At 41.7% G+C, this 17,261-nt stretch carries 16 protein-coding genes; 7 read left to right on the top strand and 9 right to left on the bottom strand.

Annotation, left to right across the window (positions count from 1 at the left end; all coding sequences use genetic code 11):
* The first annotated feature begins 217 nt into the window (after window positions 1–217).
* The 4 genes from H6G83_RS26160 (at window position 218) to H6G83_RS26145 (ending at window position 2,978) form a co-directional block, all read left to right on the top strand.
* Window positions 218–1,336: a ParM/StbA family protein gene (locus H6G83_RS26160; RefSeq protein ID WP_190477446.1), complete on the top strand. Its 1,119-nt coding sequence runs from the start codon at window positions 218–220 to the stop codon at window positions 1,334–1,336.
* Complete coding sequence (locus H6G83_RS26155; protein ID WP_242044822.1) at window positions 1,329–1,781, top strand: hypothetical protein; 453 nt, start codon at window positions 1,329–1,331, stop codon at window positions 1,779–1,781. Before H6G83_RS26160 ends, H6G83_RS26155 begins: the two co-directional genes overlap by 8 nt.
* Window positions 1,782–1,791: 10 nt before the next feature.
* Window positions 1,792–2,568 (top strand): hypothetical protein, encoded by a 777-nt coding sequence (locus H6G83_RS26150; RefSeq protein WP_190477443.1) that lies wholly within the window; start codon window positions 1,792–1,794, stop codon window positions 2,566–2,568.
* A gap of 173 nt (window positions 2,569–2,741) precedes the next feature.
* Window positions 2,742–2,978 carry a hypothetical protein gene (locus H6G83_RS26145; protein WP_199328602.1) on the top strand — a complete coding sequence of 79 codons (237 nt, stop codon included), beginning with the start codon at window positions 2,742–2,744 and terminating at the stop codon, window positions 2,976–2,978.
* Window positions 2,979–3,087: 109 nt separating this feature from the next.
* Here the strand turns inward: H6G83_RS26145 and H6G83_RS26140 are convergent, their stop codons facing one another.
* Window positions 3,088–3,840 carry an antirestriction protein ArdA gene (locus tag H6G83_RS26140; protein ID WP_190477441.1) on the bottom strand — a complete coding sequence of 251 codons (753 nt, stop codon included), beginning with the start codon at window positions 3,838–3,840 and terminating at the stop codon, window positions 3,088–3,090.
* A 304-nt stretch (window positions 3,841–4,144) separates the two neighbouring features.
* Here H6G83_RS26140 and H6G83_RS26135 point away from each other — a divergent pair, with 304 nt between their 5' ends.
* Complete coding sequence (locus H6G83_RS26135) at window positions 4,145–4,342, top strand: hypothetical protein (RefSeq protein ID WP_190477440.1); 198 nt, start codon at window positions 4,145–4,147, stop codon at window positions 4,340–4,342.
* Window positions 4,343–4,425: 83 nt separating this feature from the next.
* Here the strand turns inward: H6G83_RS26135 and H6G83_RS26130 are convergent, their stop codons facing one another.
* From H6G83_RS26130 to H6G83_RS26105, 6 genes are all read right to left on the bottom strand, one after another.
* Complete coding sequence (locus H6G83_RS26130; RefSeq protein ID WP_190477438.1) at window positions 4,426–7,392, bottom strand: type I restriction endonuclease subunit R; 2,967 nt, start codon at window positions 7,390–7,392, stop codon at window positions 4,426–4,428.
* A gap of 94 nt (window positions 7,393–7,486) precedes the next feature.
* Window positions 7,487–8,707 (bottom strand): restriction endonuclease subunit S, encoded by a 1,221-nt coding sequence (locus H6G83_RS26125; protein ID WP_190477436.1) that lies wholly within the window; start codon window positions 8,705–8,707, stop codon window positions 7,487–7,489.
* 163 nt (window positions 8,708–8,870) lie between these two features.
* A complete protein-coding gene (locus H6G83_RS26120) occupies window positions 8,871–9,113 on the bottom strand; it encodes a DUF4351 domain-containing protein (RefSeq protein WP_242044819.1) in 243 nt (80 codons plus the stop codon).
* Window positions 9,114–9,176: 63 nt separating this feature from the next.
* A complete protein-coding gene (locus H6G83_RS26115; protein WP_190477434.1) occupies window positions 9,177–10,079 on the bottom strand; it encodes a DUF4351 domain-containing protein in 903 nt (300 codons plus the stop codon).
* Window positions 10,080–10,368: 289 nt separating this feature from the next.
* Window positions 10,369–11,862, bottom strand: coding sequence for a type I restriction-modification system subunit M (locus H6G83_RS26110; RefSeq protein WP_190477432.1), 1,494 nt, complete (start codon window positions 11,860–11,862; stop codon window positions 10,369–10,371).
* Entirely contained in the window at window positions 11,850–13,358 is a 1,509-nt protein-coding gene (locus H6G83_RS26105) for a type I restriction-modification system subunit M (protein WP_190477430.1), read from the bottom strand. The genes H6G83_RS26110 and H6G83_RS26105 overlap by 13 nt, the downstream gene beginning before the upstream one ends.
* A 181-nt stretch (window positions 13,359–13,539) precedes the next feature.
* Between H6G83_RS26105 and H6G83_RS26100 the strand changes: the two genes are divergently transcribed.
* Entirely contained in the window at window positions 13,540–14,205 is a 666-nt protein-coding gene (locus H6G83_RS26100) for a hypothetical protein (protein ID WP_190477427.1), read from the top strand.
* Window positions 14,206–15,104: 899 nt separating this feature from the next.
* Here H6G83_RS26100 and H6G83_RS26095 read toward each other — a convergent pair.
* Window positions 15,105–15,509 carry a DUF4112 domain-containing protein gene (locus tag H6G83_RS26095; protein WP_190477425.1) on the bottom strand — a complete coding sequence of 135 codons (405 nt, stop codon included), beginning with the start codon at window positions 15,507–15,509 and terminating at the stop codon, window positions 15,105–15,107.
* Between the two features lie 205 nt (window positions 15,510–15,714).
* Between H6G83_RS26095 and H6G83_RS26090 the strand changes: the two genes are divergently transcribed.
* A complete protein-coding gene (locus H6G83_RS26090; RefSeq protein ID WP_190477423.1) occupies window positions 15,715–16,119 on the top strand; it encodes a nuclease A inhibitor family protein in 405 nt (134 codons plus the stop codon).
* Between the two features lie 8 nt (window positions 16,120–16,127).
* Here the strand turns inward: H6G83_RS26090 and H6G83_RS26085 are convergent, their stop codons facing one another.
* Window positions 16,128–16,952 carry a DNA/RNA non-specific endonuclease gene (locus H6G83_RS26085; RefSeq protein WP_190477422.1) on the bottom strand — a complete coding sequence of 275 codons (825 nt, stop codon included), beginning with the start codon at window positions 16,950–16,952 and terminating at the stop codon, window positions 16,128–16,130.
* Window positions 16,953–17,261: the final 309 nt, after the last annotated feature.

Genomic DNA, 17,261 nt, shown 5'->3' with positions numbered 1-17,261 from the left:
AACTGACATGAATCTGCCGTGAAACTGCCATAGTTTTACCAAGGATTTAACATAGCTTCCATGTTAAGAAACTTAGAGTTCCCATGAAAATGACATGGTTTTCACATAGTATTAACATGAAAATCACGAGAGTTTACCATAGATTTCACATAAAACTGACATCGCACGCTGATGTGTTTTGTTACCAAGATTTTCATCTACTGAGTCATCAAATTTTATGAACCCATTAACGCTGGCAGTAGATCCGGGTGGTTCGTTTCTCAAATGTTTTTACACCTTGGAAAGCTTTAAACCAGAACTGATTTTGATGGAGCCGGAAGTCGCTACAGTCCCTCTGGAAAGTTTACAAGCTTATGAACAAAGTAAAGTGGGTAGTTCTTCCCCTGAAAACAGTGCTTGGATTGAATATCAAAACAACTTCCAAGCTGTGGGCTTTTTAGCAAGGAAGCGCTTTAATGCAGATTTGCAACTGCAACGCCGCAAGTTTGAACTAGCTTTACCTAAAGTCTTGGCGATGGTGGGCGCGATCGCTTCTAAACATGAGTTACCCAATAACTCCTCTATCAGATTAGGTATTTTACTTCCTTGGGGAGAATACCAAGATAGGGCGTTATTTCAAGAGCTAATCACTAAAGCACTAGCTGACTATAAGTTCAAGGAACAGTCCAAATCCTTTGTAGTGGATGCTTTTATCTGCCTCCCAGAAGGTGGTGGCATTCTAACTAGAGGCCGCGCCCCCGGCTCTAGTATCAAAGACCAGACCATTGCTGTGATCATGCTGGGATACCGCGATACTTCTATCCTAGTGATTGAACGCGGGGAAATGAGCAAAGGAAAAACGGAACCTTTGGGATTCTCCAAAATGATTGAATCTGTGATGGCGCAAACATCCGGCTTGAATGCCCATCAGTTAACGGCGGCAATTTGTAAAGCGGGGCGAAATATTAATCCTAAAGCTCTAGAAGAATTGGCGGCTGTCGATGCAGCTTACAAAGAACATGAGTTAGCCACAATTAGAACTGCTGTGACTAACGGCAGAAAAGAATACTGGATGATGTTGTCCAATTGGTTAAAGTTGCAAGTTCCCCGCGATGTTGATGAAGTGATTATTGGTGGCGGTACTGCTCACTATTTTCGCTCTCAACTGAATAACTTGTTTTCGGCATCTACAGTTAACTGGTGTGACCATTTGGAATCACAAATCACCAGTAATTTCTCTCAAGTGGCTGCCAAATCCCTGCAATATCGATTAACCGATGTTTATGGATTATTTTTCTACCTGTGTGGTAACAGTATGAGGCAAAATAAAGTACAGGTAGGTACTGCCAATGGATAAGCCAATCGAGTACCGATGCCGTATTGCTTTGGAATCTCAAGAATCTAATGTTGCCTTGGTCAACTTTCTTAAAGCCAAGGAAAATTTAGTTCTTAGCGAGAGAGATAAACTATTTTCTGCCCTGTCCGCCTATTGGCTACCATTTGCAATGAGGAATGCAGGGTGTTCAGATGAGGAATTAAAGCAGTGTGCTAAGAACGCGGTTTATCGCTTGAAGCTGCATATTAGCTATCTGGTTGAAAGTTTCGGTCTGGATTTAGAAGATGCTGTATTACAACCTGCCACAGCTACAAAACCTATTCGACCAGTGACCAAAACACCAAAGGTTGAGCTTGATTTGCAACCATTAACTGCTCCTGAAGCATCAGACCATGCTTCGCAGCCAGATTTAGAGCAGTTGATACATCACGAAGATGACGGCACTTTTGAAGGATTATTTAATTAGTGAGGGTAATATGCCTTATACCAAAGAGGCGTTACAGAATATGTACGCTCTATCAACAGAAGATGTGAATGCAACTTTGGAAGTTTGCGGGTTGCCTGTAGATAAACAAGAGTATGGGGATGAAGAAATTGCGGCGGTTGATTTTCAACAAGCAGTTGAGTTAGTTAAACAACAGAACTCTGATACATCCACTACCCCAGAAAATGATGCTTCAGAAGGTAAGAAGAAAAGGAAGTCCAAACCCTTAGATACTACTGAGTTACTAGCTAAGGCCCGTGACAAAGGGATTAAACTCAGCCTGCTAGAAACAATGCAAGTATTACAAGCCTGTGGGCTATCAGAAAAGGATGAATACTCTCAGGCTGAATGCGATCGCTTCCTTGAGGCTGGGGATTTAATTAAAAAGCAAAGTAAATCCGTTGAGGAAGTGGCACAGCATTTTGGTTTAAGTACCAATGATTCCACGCCAGAAGCGGATATAGATACAGATGCGCTTTTGCAGGAGCTTGGAGATACTACCGCTTTATTAGGTGAGGAGGAGCGAGAGTTAATCAGAGAAATGGTGCGACAGAAAGCTAAAGGTGATATGGCTGGACTACCCAAGTTGTATTTGCAGTCTTTATTGGAGGAAATGCGATCGCCCCAATTTCAACAGGAGTGGCAGAAACTACGAGAGGCATTTAAAGCCAAAGTCATGGGAAAAAAGCAGACTTCCCCGATATTCCCGTTGCAGCCGCCTTTAATGAGCTTGCCACCGACATCGGAGAATGGGTCAATATCCGAATAGTTGAGGAAAAACGCACGATTGAGGTCAAGGCACATAAAACTATTGAGACAAAAGCCAACATTCGGGCTACCCAGATAGCTTTAGACAAACTCAATCAATCTCAGCAATGGATTGAAACTGAACAGAAACAAGTCCAACTCAGAAATGAACGAAGACAACAATTTCGACTAAATTTGATTCATTTTGCTCGTTGGATTGGTTCTGGTAGGTCTGGCTTGTTATTTTATCTGGGGTCGTTGGCAATTTACCTATCCTTGGGTTTCGCTTGGGGTCTTAATCTCCCTTCTGCGATCGCCTGTTCCAATACCAAAAGTTACTGTTACCTTTTGCGATTGGATAAAAAAACTGTGGTCATTCCTAGTGATTACATCAAACAAGCGTCTCCAAAAAAATCCAATCCTCAACGTTAATTAATGGGGCTGTTTTTCAAGCTGACAAATAATTTTTTTCAAAATTGATTTGTCAATTGGTCAGTTTTTAATATAAAGGGGTAGTTAACAACTACCCCCTTGATGAAAGTTAGTAACGGCTAAAAATGTAGAGTTTCCTATAACTTTCTTCTACTGAATAGTAGGAGTCAATAAACCAATCACGGGCTATTGCTTTCAAGTCAAGATAAAAACTACAAATGCCCACATATTCCAACTTTTTCAACACCCCTTGTTCTTCGAGTTGGTCATAAACAAAATCTTCCTCGCTTTCATACTCACCCCAGTAATGTTCTTGAAAATCCTCGACACTAGCTGCAATAGTATCATATTGATAATATGCAGCATAGGCTGCACCATGCTCTGATAATGTTTGAGCAAGTTCGGCTAGTTTTTCTATGCTTTCGTATTCATCGATGTGAATACCATACCAGTTTTGAAAATCATGGATTGCCCATTCTTCACAGGCTTCGTAATTACGACATGGCGACCAAGATAGCATCCATTCGATGTCTTCTTGAATTTCCGAAGCATCTTGTGTACAGTCAATCCACATCCCGTGTAACTTACCATTGTTGTAAGCAGATAAACAAGACACATAAATCTGTGGTGCATCGTCATCAAGGCATTCGCGCTCATGTCTTGGAAATGGAAGTAAACAATACGCACCTTCAACTATTGGTAAGTCAACACCAGCTAAACTGATTGCTAAATCAACTGCCCTTTTTTCTTGGGAAGGAACTATTAAAAGGTTGCCTTCAAGCTGGCAGTTGTAAACTTGCTCGGCTACTAATTGGGCATCTCGTTCTGAGTGAAATATTAAGGTGTTAGAAAACAAATTCATGTGTTAGAATCCTTCTAGTATTAAACTCAGAAAAAGCACCTTTAGATTGGTCGTCGGGGGTGCTTTTTCTGTTGTGTATGTAAGAGTTTTGGACTTGGCGCTACATCTGAAATTTCACGCTTCGGTTCGGTTCCGTTACCGGGAGTTTTTGTGGCGCTCCGTTCCTATTCCTTACTCTTTTATTATCCCATATATATATGGGATAAACCACAAAATCTAGATATTTCTTGATTAAAATAACTTATGTATTGCCATATATATACGGGATTTGCTAAGATAAGCTTAGAGAAAAAGGCTCATTACTATGGAAAGAAATGATATTGCTACTCGCTTTCAATCAAAAGGAGTAGGAGTAAAATCTGGTGCGAAACCTATATCTGTACTGTTGCCAGACGAATTAGATAGTTATGTGCGTAACAAGCCCAACCGTTCCGAATGGTTGCGGCAAGTTATAGCTGAGGCTGTGGCGAAAGAACAAGCTTCAGCTTCCCAAGAAGATTAATTGTGAATTTTGTCCAGGCGATCGCCCGTATTTAAATATTACGCAAGTGGCATACCACAGGCATTAAAATATTACCTAACGCATCAGTAATACTGCTTAATATAACCGTAAGCCTTTTCAAAAAGTTCCTTATCTTGGTGCAAAGCATACTTAAACAGAGTTTTCCGTAGTGCCTGTCTGACTTCCCGTTCCCCAGCACTGGTTTTCTGCCACCCAGGAAAGCGTACCACTCGTACTATTTCGTCAATATCATTAACAATTCGCTCCACCATTTTGGGTGTATGCTCATTGCGGACTTCTGAAAATAGCTCAGTCAAAGCTGCCTTACCCCGGTCTTCATCTTCCTGCGGTGGCGTGTCTTTCTCTGTCTGTACCAAGTCGCGGGCTAAGTCCAGCAAATCCTTGAGGAAAGCTACACTGTGAATTTGTCCTTGCTCATGGCGTTCTTTTAAAGCTTCTAGACGCTCTGATAAAGCCCGAAAACGCGGATTATCAATATGCTGGCGCAGCCGACGTGCGATTTTAAACTCAATTTCCTTAGCTTTCCTCCTGGGGTCTGGAGAATTTAGCACCACCTCTAATAATTCGGCATCCAGTACAATTTCTTCCAGGTCATCACGCACCGCTTCTACACGAACATTTTGGTGAATTAGCTCAATCGTTTTAGCTCCGAGTGCGTGCCAGAGTAGTTTACCCATGCCAGTTGTCGGTTGCACAGAAGTATAAACCTGGGACAGCCATTTGTAATCAGTTTCGTAATCGATGAGCATGGGGTCTGGTGATAATGCTTCCCATAAATCAGCTAGGTAACTGTAATCGGCGGCAAAGTTATCACGCACATCATTATTGGGTAAACAATCCTGAGCCGCAATTAGTCCTTCATAACCACTCAGGGTGCGGTCTACACCGAGGAAATAGGCTAAACATTTCTGTACTGCACCAGGGAGTTCGTTCTTTAAAGCAGTAATTTCAGAAATAACCTGCTGGAAGCCTTGCTCATCAAAATCTAAAGATTGGGCGACATCATCAAATACACCGAGATAGTCCACTACCAAACCGTGTGTTTTATTCTTACCGTAGGTGCGATTAGTCCGGCAGATGGCTTGGATTAGAGTATGTGCTTTGAGGGGCTTGTCCAGGTACATTGCTTGCAGGATAGGCGCGTCAAATCCTGTGAGTAACTTGGCGGTGACAACTAAAATTTTCAACGGGTCGTTAGCATCACGGAAACGGTCTAAAAGTTTCTCTTCTTGGTCGCGGCTTCGCTGATACGGTTTAAATCGCTCATCCTTACCTGTGGCGGAAATAACAATTTCACTGGCTTCTGGCGGTAAGTGTTTATCCAGTTCTGCTTTATACAAGAGACAGCATTCTTGGTCATAGGTAACGACCATGCCTTTAAAACCATTGGGAGCAACTTTTTGTTGGTAATGTTCGGCGATGTCTGCACAGATTTTGGTAATCCGGTCTGGAACTTTCACCAGCACTGCCATTTTAGTAACGGCTTTGGCGAGGGTTTCTTTATCTAAATCTGATAAACCACCTGTTAATTCTGCATAAGCTTGGTCGATCGCATCTTTATCAATATGCAGTTCTACCAGACGCGGCTCAAAGTGTAAAGGAAGTGTAGCCCCGTCGCGGATAGATTCTTCAAAACCGTAGCGGCTCATGTAACCGCGCTCATCTTCTTCTGCACCAAAGGCATAAAAGGTATTGCGATCGCTGCGGTTAATTGGTGTACCTGTAAAGCCAAACAGAAACGCATTCGGTAATGCTGCCCGCATTTTCATACCAAGGTTGCCCTCTTGGGTACGGTGGGCTTCATCTACAAGCACAATGATATTGTCACGCTCGTTGAGAACACCGTTGGCTTCCCCAAATCTAAATATGGTGGTGATGATAATTTTGCGTGTGTCCTGCTTGAGTAGCTTTTCTAACTCAGCACAGGTTTCTGCTTTTACTAAGTTGGGAATATCTGAAGCGTGGAAAGTAGCACTAATTTGAGCATCTAAATCAAGGCGGTCTACGACAATTAGCACCGTTGGGTTACGCAGTTGCGATCGCAGGCGCATTTTTTGAGCCGCAAACACCATTAACAGTGATTTACCAGAGCCTTGAAAATGCCAAATTAACCCTTTTTTGGGTCTACCAGCCAGCACACGGTTAACAATGAGGTTGCCAGCTTCGTATTGTTGATAGCGGCAGATGATTTTGATGCGGCGCTTTTTATTGTCGGTGGCAAATAAGGTGAAGTGATTGAGGATATCCAGAACAACCGCAGGACTGAGTAGAGAAGCAATGGTATCTTTAAGGGCGGCGAGGCTGGCGGGGGGTGCGTCATCATCCAGCCGCCAAGGCCCCCACAGGTCTACAGGCATACGGACAGAACCGTAGCGTAATTCTTTACCTTCTGTGGCTACACTGAAGACATTACAGGCAAATAATTCAGGGACATTTTTCTCATAGTCGTTATGCACCTGTAATGCCCCATCTACCCAACTAACAGCTTTCCGCACGGGGGTTTTGGCTTCGATGAGGACAAGGGGGAAGCCGTTAACTAGCAGCACTAAATCGGCACGGCGTTCTTCAGCCCCGGCGCGGTAGGTGTATTGGGTGGTGAGGATATATTGATTATTTTCTAGGTTGTCAAAGTCGATGAGGCGGACGGTAGTGTGTTCGTGGTTGAGTCCAAAGGGCATAGTGCGATCGCCCCGTAACCAAGCGGTAAATTCTTCGTTGGCGCGGATGAGTCCATCACTGCGAACTGCCAGCACAATTGCCCGTAAGCGGTAGAGGACTTCTTCTGCTCGGTTAGGGTTGGTGGCTATTTCTGGGTTGAGGCGGATGAGGGCATCGCGGACGAAGGTTTCAACGAAGACTTCTTGTGATTGGCGGGGAATATTTTGTGAGGAGAGGTAGTGCCAACCTACACCGTTGATTTTTCTGTTTGTGCGTGAAAATCCAGGTTGAGGTGGTGCGGTTTGGATAATTTTACCGCAGAGGATATCACGGACAAAGGCTTCGACGGTGTTGGCTTCGTTGAATAACATTTTAAATTTTAAAGAAAGAACAAAAATATTTTGAAAAATTCAGGTTTTTATTGTTGCTTGAACATAAATTTAATGTTCGCTTTGTTGGTAATAATCATGAAAACAAAACTTTTTTCATCAACTGTGATTTAAAATTTCTTAGAAAAGAAAGACGGATTTTTACTTTCTGAACAACTAATGATAATTCTTGATATTTTGCCCCTATAGATTTTTGCTGATCAATAGGTATTTTAGGTAAGATTGTCCCTTCAATATCAAATTTGCTAATATGAGGAAGATCAGTACCCTGCTGTTGACCTTTTAGTTGAAACTGAATTGACATTGAGTGAAGAAAGCACCAAAGAAATTCACGCTCAATATTCTCAGAAGGTATAAACCTACCAACGCGCTGTAAAAGAAGTGCTGGTAAATCAGTATCACTAACTTTAGCAACTTTAAATCCAGCCCCTACGAATGGCCGATCCATTGCTACTACAATATCTCCAGTGGATAACATATATTCACTAAATTCTTTTCTATGCTCTGAAGGCCAAAAGCAAGTTTTATCTGGTTGCCAATCTAAGGTATCAATTCCCACATTAGAGCAACGCAAAAGCCGATCACCAGTAGAAGTATAACCAGAACTTTTAAAAGGATATCCTACTTGTAAAGAACAAACGTTTCCTAACTCAATGAAACCTAAATTTTTTATAGTGTTTTTATTTTTTAGTAAAGACTTTACTTGCTGCCAATCAAAAACAGATTCTATATATGATTGAACAATTAATTGACAAGCTTTTAGAAGCTGTTCATACTTATATATAGATTGAACAATCGCTGACAAGCTTTCTGTAATTCTTTTCTGTTCCTCAATAGGTGGTATAGGAAACTCCCACCATGCAAGGTCAGAAAAGTTAACATAAGGATTAACAGAACCCTTGGATTGCTTAATGGAGTGTTCATGAAATGCTTCAGTCTGCATAATGAAGGGTAATAACTCTGGTAGCAAAACATTTGGGTCTTTAGATTCCAAAACAAATGTCGTGTTAGCACAAATCCCCTCAAAATCAGGAACAGAAACTTTCCGCAGGTAAGTTCGACGGGAACCATAAAGAACCTGACTAGGCTTAAAACGCATATGAAATGCTGGCCCCAAATAATTGTCGTTAATTTCTCCCCACCGCCGAATACGCAAATCATCTGTGTCCATGTGTTCACCAGCCACATAGCGTTCTAACCCAGATGTTTTTGGGTCAACCTTATCTTTAACTTGGCGTACTACATCCCCAAACTTTACCAATTTCCACCCTGGTTTTAAAGTATCAGCCTGTATCATCTTGTACTTAGTCTACCCATTTAAAAACAAAAACTCTCCTTGAAACTATTCATTCAAGAGAGGAATTAAATTATCATGTTGCAACCGACCCACCACAATAGCGCGATGGATGTCAATACCCTCGGTAAAATCAATCACATCATTGAAAAATCTCTGCTTTCTTCTATGTTTCTTCTGGCTCTCCCAAGCTATTTAACCAAGTTACCAAATCGCCTACATTTGTAAAATCTAATAAAGCATCAGCTAAATCTTCCACTTGAGTCGGCGATAATTGCTGAATCCGTGCTTCTAACTCTGGTGTAACCGCACCAACTTTCCTGTTAAGCCAACGCACAACTATTTCCAGTCTTCCTTCGAGTCTTCCTTCTTGTCTTCCTTGCAATTGCCAGCTTGTTACTATTTCCATAACTACCTCTTGGTTGACAAGTTCAAATTGAGCAATTTGGCTTAGAAAAATCTCTGCTTTCTTCTATGTTTCTTCTGGCGTTCCCAAGCTATTTAACCAAGTTACCAAATCGCCTACATTTGTAAAATCTAATAAAGCATCAGCTAAATCTTCCACTTGAGTCGGCGATAATTGCTGAATCCGCGCTTCTAACTCTGGTGTAACCGCACCAACTTTCCTGTTAAGCTGACGCATCACTATTTCCAGTCTTCCTTGTAATTGCCAGCTTGTTACTATTTCCATAACTACCTCTTGTTTGACGGGTTCAAATTGAGCAATTTCGCTTTGAAAAATCTCTTGTTCTGCTGCATTTAACTGGAGATAGGTGTCAACAAATCCAGAAATCAGTTTCATTTTGGCTGGATTTAGTCGTAAAGTTGCCAATAAACGCAAACATTCAGCCTTCACTCTGGGACGGTCTGAGGGTGCTATCCTCATTTTAGCCATCAGCGCACTAGCAACAGGGTTTTCTTGCTGTAAAAAGTCACGCCAGTTTAATTGATTGAGTTGTACCACCCCATAGTTAAATTCCATAACCGTTTTATCGGGAAATGTCACACGATAAATATTTGTTTGGGGTGTGCGGGGACTGTCGTAAGAAAAAATGACAATTGGATATACAGGTAATCCATATTTTTCAAATAATCGAGCAAAGTAGCGGAACAACCTCCGTCCAAAGTCAGCTTCTGGGTATGACTGATTTTCAATATGTACAAGAAAGAAAGTTTCTTGTCCTCGAAATCGAACTTTTGCTACTAAATCAGCTTCATATTGTTCACCCGCAGTAACATCTGTGAATAATTCTTTATCTAAAAATGTCAATGAGTCCGGCTCTAGATAATCAATTACTTGGGGAAAAAATAACTCTAAAAATTCTAAAAAAAATGTAGTAATCAGTTCTTTAAATAAACGGTCGTGGTCAATCATATCAATAATTGCTTTACCCTTATTTGTTCAAAAATATCCAAACGCATGAAAAACCCATCTCCAATTTGATAGAGGATTAGTACATGATTTTTGAAACATACGTAGAAACATACGTAGGGTGGGCATTGCCCACCAAAACCATGATATTGTGGGCAGTGCATCGGCCTACAGCACAATAGTAGGGTGCGTCAGATGTGTAAAATTCCTGAATTTGTCCGAAATTATTAGGTCTGACGCACCCTACAGTTAGTTTGATTATGACACTTGCGTAAGTCCTAATAAATATAGATTACAGGGAATCCAGCATATCAACCAAGGCATCCATTTCTTGCCAAAAAGCTCTACTACCCTGTTCCCAGTCTGCCCAAACTTCAGCCAGTGTCTTTACTTCCTGGGTTTGGTTATTGGCTATTGTTCGCCGCACATAAAGCGGGATTGACAAGCTGTAGTCCTGGCTAGCAATTTCTTCTAAAGTAACAACCTCAGCAAAGCCAGGGTCATTACCATAACCTTGATACGCATTGAGAATACGTAACTGATGTTCTGGTTTGAGAAAACTTTGCCCTTGCACACGGGCTACTTCATGCACTGCATCAATAAATAAAATCCGTCCTTGCCGTTCTAGTGGCTTACGGGTACGGCAAATAATGATACAAGCTTCCATTGGTGAATTGTAAAACAGGTTAGGCCCTAAACCAAGCACACATTCCACCAAATCAGCCTCAACCAACTTCTGACGCATCTGGGCTTCTTCCTTGCGAAACAGTACCCCATGCGGAAAGAGAATTGCACAGCGTCCCGTTTGCGGGTCAAGACTTTTTAAAATATGCTGAAAAAACGCATAGTCAGCCCTTCCTTGAGGCGGTGTCCCTAAAAAATTACGCTGCCATTGGTCAGATTGAAATGCTTCCCGGTTCCACTGTTTAATAGAGTAAGGCGGATTAGCGAGAACTACATCAAAAGTCCGCAGTTGGTCATCTTCAGTAAAAGCAGGACGTTCCAAAGTATCGCCGCGCATGACTTGATAATCATCTACCCCATGTAGCACCAAGTTCATACGGGCAATGGAAGCGGTCATGTGGTTGCGTTCCTGTCCGTAAAGCTTGAGGGTACGGTGTTCTCCACCTGTGCGCTTCACCTCAGCCAAAGCGGAAATCAACATTCCCCCTGTACCGCAGGTAGGATCGTAAATGCGATCGCCTGATTTTGGTGCAAGCATCTGTACCATTAAATATACAACTGTACGGTTGGTATAAAATTCCTGGGCTGTATGTCCACTGTCATCAGCAAATTGTTTAATCAGATACTCGTAAGCATTACCTAATTCATCTTCAGGAACATTAGCTAGGGACAGCACTACTGTAGAGAAATGTTCTAGTAGATTTTTAATGATGTAATCAGGTAAGCGTTCTTTATTTGTCCAAGGCGCATCACCGAAAATTCCATCTAAGCGACCAGGGTTAGCGGTTTCAATAGCCCGCATGGCATCTTGTAAAGCTTTACCAACATCCTTGGCAACAATACGGACATCTTTCCAGTGAGCATCATCGGGGATAATAAAGCGGTCGTTAGCAGTGTCACGGGCATAGTTAGCATCACCTGTGTCAGCTAAAGCCCCTGCAAAATCCTCATCCCAAACATCAGATAGCCGTTTGTAAAACAGCAAAGGAAAAATATATTGTTTGTAGTCACCAGCATCAACTAACCCACGTAAGATGGTAGCAGCTCCCCACAGATAACTTTCTAAAGCTTGTTGTGTAATTGGTTGGTTCACTCCAGCCATCCCCCTTCCAGCATTACTTGGTGCAGACGTTCCTCAGCTTCCCGGCATTGTACCAAAGCATCTTTAAAAGATGCGATCGCCTCCTCTAATGGTGGAATATCTGTCCCTATGGGCGGTAAAACATAACGGGAGATGTTCAGTGTCCATCCTTCCTGTTCAATTTCCTCCAAAGAAACCACCCGCGCCCGGTCTTCTACATCTGTAAATTCTTCATACCAACGCAAAATTTCGGCAGTATGTTCTGCTTCTAAAAAGTTTTGGGCGCGTCCTTTACGGAACAGTGTCGAAGCATCAATAATTAATACCTTACCCGCACGGGCTTGAGCTTTACGCTGACGTAGTACCAATATACAAGCCGCTAAACCAGTACCGTAAAACAAGTTTGGTGCTAGTCCAATTACCGCCTCAATCATATCCATTTCTAGCAGGGTGCGTCGAATTTGCCCTTCCACCCCACCACGAAACAATGCACCTTGGGGTAACACAACCGCCATCCGTCCATGTGGCTTGGCCATCGACTTGACCATGTGTTGCACCCAGGCAAAATCACCACTACTATCTGTAGGTACACCAGCAAAAGCACGTCCCCAAGGGTCAGTTTCCCAAACTTCCCGTCCCCATTTTTCTAGGGAGAAGGGAGGATTAGCAATTACTACATTAAATTCAGCTAAACCGCCTGTGACGGGGTTGGTAAAAACAGGGTTACGTAAAGTATCGCCGCGTTCAATGACAAAATCTTCGACTTCATGTAAAAACAAATTCATCCGGGCAGTAGAGGCGGTGGTTAAATTCTTCTCTTGCCCGTGTAACTTGCCAAAGAATGTTCTTGCATCGCCCCCTTTATTACGTACATGGGCAACAGCAGCCAGCAACATTCCTCCCGTACCGCAAGCAGGGTCATACACTGTTTCCCCTTCTTGGGGGTCTAACATATCCACCATCAGCTGTACCACACTACGCGGTGTGTAAAATTCCCCAGCTTTATTCTTGGTAGTATCAGCAAACTTTTTAATTAGGTATTCGTAAGCATCGCCCATAACATCGCTGTGGACGCGCTTGTTACTCAGGTTAAGGGCTGAGAAATGCTCAATCAGGTCTTTTAGCAGTTCATCAGACAGCTTTTCTTTGTTCGTCCACTGAGCATCCCCAAATACACCGTATAAATGTTTTTGATTGGCAACTTCAATGTTACGCAGAGCATCTTGTAAAACAGTACCCACGTTAGTAGCAGCATCACGCACATCTTGCCAGTGACTATCTTCAGGAATTTGGAAACGGTGTTCATCGGGGAAATGTTCACCGTATTCTTCAATCATTTTTTGACGTTCTTCGTCCCAAACATCACAAATGCGCTTGAAGAAAAGCAGTGGCAGAATATAACTCTTCCAATCCGTCCGATCTACCGGACTTCCACGCAAGATATTAGCTGCTTCCCATAGGTGAGAGGACAACTCGGATAAAGTGATGGAAGAGTCAAACAGCGTTCCCTGAATCATGTTGTTCCATAATCAATTAGCGCGAGAAATATTAATCATCTGAAAGTATCAGAATAGGTATAACTTATACAAGGTAATCGAAACCTTTGTTAAAATGCAGTTGAAAACAGAAATTTCCATGAGCGTACCAGCAAGTTGTAAGCTAACTAAGGAATTGTATTGCTAAAGCATAGGTGTTTTGATGGCTATAGACAGGGAATCAGTAAATTTTAAACTTCCCAAGTCTTTAGTTGAATTACTTAGAGCCGAAGCGAAAAAACGCCAAGTATCAGCAACGGAGTTGGTAGTGCAAGGTCTGCATCATATCCTTGGGCAGACAGGAGTAGCTGACAATCGTATAGAAGATGTTCTACACCAGATAGTTAACCGACTTTCGGTACTGGAAGCTAATCAAGTAAAAAATACTTCTAGTATAGAATCCAGTATAGAAAATCGTTTACAGCAAATTGAAACTGTTTTGGGGCAGATCAGCCAGAGTATAGAACAAAGTATAGAATCAACATCCACGCCGCAACAAGCGCAACAACTAAATAAACTGGAACAAAGGTTAGAAACCATCGCTAATAGCCTTGCCCAACTGAACAATGCACTAGGGCAGCTTCGACACCAGGGGAATATAGGTAAGAGGCGATTTTCGCCATCTCATCATTTTCATGGTCAGTCAGTAGAGATTCAGTCCTTAACTGGGGAAAATCTAGCTCGAAGATTGGGTGTTAATGAATTAAGCCTTTCCACAGAGCGAGAGAACAAAAGTCCATCAGAGTTCGAGTCATGGAGCCGACATCGAGATCCCGGTTCTCGTGGCTGGCGTTTTGGTGAAGATGGATTATATTACCCAGTTAAGTAATATTAACTGAGGCGATCGCTTACAGTGAGGTATGACCCATTGCACTGTGTCATGGCTAATTGTGTAACAAATAATTACAAATGTAGGCAGATTTACCAAGTATATTCTACATCTGGCTTTTTTAGAGTCAGAAGAGAGCAGGAGCAAATATAGATTGCCATCAATGGTTATGTTGGTGTGTTAGTAATTCTGTAACTTAAAGGAAAAGATGGCCGGAGTTAAAGGATAAAGTGGCCGCCCTAAAAACCAGGAATGCTTATTTTTGCGTCACCCTACTTTCACCATACTTTACAAGCGATCACATTCAATTCTGTCAAATACGCTTCTGTCATAGGTTCTGTTCTGCGGCTACTTTATGCTTTAATTTCGGACATATTATCCTTTAAGTGACACAGTTTCTGAAGCATATTGTGAGTTAAAAGTTCATTTTATGATTCAAATCACAATCCAAGCCAAGAAAAATTTCACTTACATTTGAGTGATCGCTTTATTTGTCCTATGTGGCTATCTACAAATCAATAACCGCTCTGGGTTCAAAGAGTCCCAAAGCGGCTGCTACCGTATATTTGCTTCTTCTATAGAAAGTGGATCTGAGGAGAGTTGAACTCATGCACCAGCTTGGGCATTAACTCCCTATTCCTTTACAACAGACCCTAACTTTATTGTGCATGATGCCGAACCCTATAACTGTACGGCAGACTCTACACCCTAGTTAGGGGTTTCCTCTCCGGCTTGTTATCAACGCCTGGGCGTGGGGCGTAAGCTCATCACTCACTTTTCCTCTAAGAAAATGGCATTCATCGTATCAGTGAATGAATACAACTTACGGGTGTGGTGAATATGCGGTGGGATGAATGCTGTACAGGACAATTTCTTGATAACTCTATGTACTTTCCTACTTAAACTTGACTAACTTGTTTTTTGTAAAGTTCATCAGATACTTTTTGAAGTTCTGGTTCAACGTCTGTCAAATGTTTTTCTAAAATTGCTAAATTGCGAATATTGTATTTATAAAAAGCGTCAAACAAATCTCCCACTAAAGGTACAGTACCCACAACAGTTTCTAAACCAACATTAAAAATCATTTTGGCTAAATCTTGGCGTGATATACCAAAGCGGGTAGCTAAAAATATAATATAAGCTGAAAACGCTGTACTAATTAAATCACCACCACCTGGAATTAAACCAATAACTGGGTCTATTCCAATACAAAAACTTGTTAACGGAATGCGTATTGATGTATCCATCAAACGACTGAGTTGGCGGATGCGATTTAGAGTAGCAAGGCGTTTAGCAGCGTCCATAATTTACAATATTTACACTACTCTTAAATTGTACCATTTTTAATTATTTGTCTTGTACCGTTAGAAATAATTAAGTATGAATAAAAATTCTGCTGCTCGACCTGAATGTAGATAAATAGACGATACACATTATACTTTATTGAATTAGTCTATATACTTTATTGAATTAGTCTATATACTTTATTGAATTAGTCTATTATGGTTTATGACTAAAACCAACTCAGAAATTTTAGAACAGCTAAAACGAGCATCAGACGGCTTGCTATTTATGAGCGAGTCGGAATATCCCTGTGCAGCTTTCCTGTGGTCAGATATTGCACCTGCAACACCAGAGAAAGTCTTACAACAGACCAACCATCCCATAGACACACCCGTAAAAATCGTAGGAGTGGATGATTTTTTTGGTGTAGCAACAACTCCTGAAGATTGGCACAATGAAGAAGAGAAGGAAACCGTCAAACGATTTCAAACTCTTGTGCAGACACTCAAAGAAAACCTGAGTAATTTGCAGGTGTATCGACTGGGTGAGGTAGAAATTGATGTTTATATTATTGGTGAAACTCCAGCAGAAAATTTAGCTGGTATTTTTACTAAAGTTGTGGAAACATGACCTGTTGACTAATTATTAACTTTACTTTCAATACTGGCTTGAATATTTGGGGAAACATTAGACAAGAAATCATAACCCGTCAAACTTTCTAATTCGTCAACACTGACTTTATAAACTCTCCAATCATTATTTAATTCTGGGTCGTTGGGAATATTTACTGCGATAACGCGAGTATTAGCTGTAATACCTTCAAGCCCTGAGCCTGGGCTATCTAATACGACAACAATCTTCCAAGTGGATTTGGGAACTGTCACCTTACCTTTGAGGGGTTTGCCAAGACTACCACTAGGCCCAGCGACAATATAAAGTTCTTTACCCTGGCTGACTAATTCTCGACAATAATCTTCTAAATTACCCCATGTATTTCTATTGTTGTCGGGTGTCTGGGGCATCATGTTTGTCATTAAAAAAGTGGCCGCATTATCTTCTGCTGTTCGGGTGCGATCGCCCGATGGTGCAATATGCCCCCGGTCATAACCTGAGCCAGAATACATACTTGGGGTTACTCTTTCCCAACCAGCAGGCAATGTGTTGTCAGGACGGAAGTTATTCTGCCTGTCTGCATCTCCCAACCATGAGGAATTAAGCTGCCAAGCTACCCAGTTGGCAGTTCCCTTGCTGTTGTTGTAGGAGAGTGCATATTGATTTTTGACCATCAGGTAATTGTCAGGTGTAAGCTTTGTTGGCGTTGCACTGCTGGGATTCCCCAAGAGCAAATGCACACTGATTGATGGGGAAAGTTCAATATTAGGTGGCACTTGGGACTGGGCTGGTGAATACCCAACAATAAACGCTACTAAAGCCGTTATACCCAAATTTCGACAAATTCCCATAATATTCATACACCCCTAGAGATTGATTTCACTTCAGGATTTCTGATTGTATTTCCTGAGTTGCACTCAAATTTGTTGCAAATTGTCAAATTTCATGCCCCACTGGACTGCATAGACTACGGCTGGATGGATACTAGCGAATAGGGCGATGCCAATTGTTGACTACTGCTAATTTTCAGAAAAATTTTACTAATTTGGGGGAGAGCTGGCGAAGCTGTCACCAGGGGCAAACTAAACAGTTTAGTTTAAAAATGAGATAAAACTTGACCGTAAAGATGGAAAGAGCGAAGTAATAAAACATACTAAAGT

The sequence above is a fragment of the Anabaena azotica FACHB-119 genome (genome assembly GCF_014697625.1).
In the GTDB taxonomy this organism is placed as follows: Bacteria; Cyanobacteriota; Cyanobacteriia; order Cyanobacteriales; family Nostocaceae; genus Trichormus; species Trichormus azoticus_A.
The sequence above is the reverse complement of the archived record's forward strand: the minus strand, read 5'-3'. Positions and strand labels throughout refer to the sequence as shown.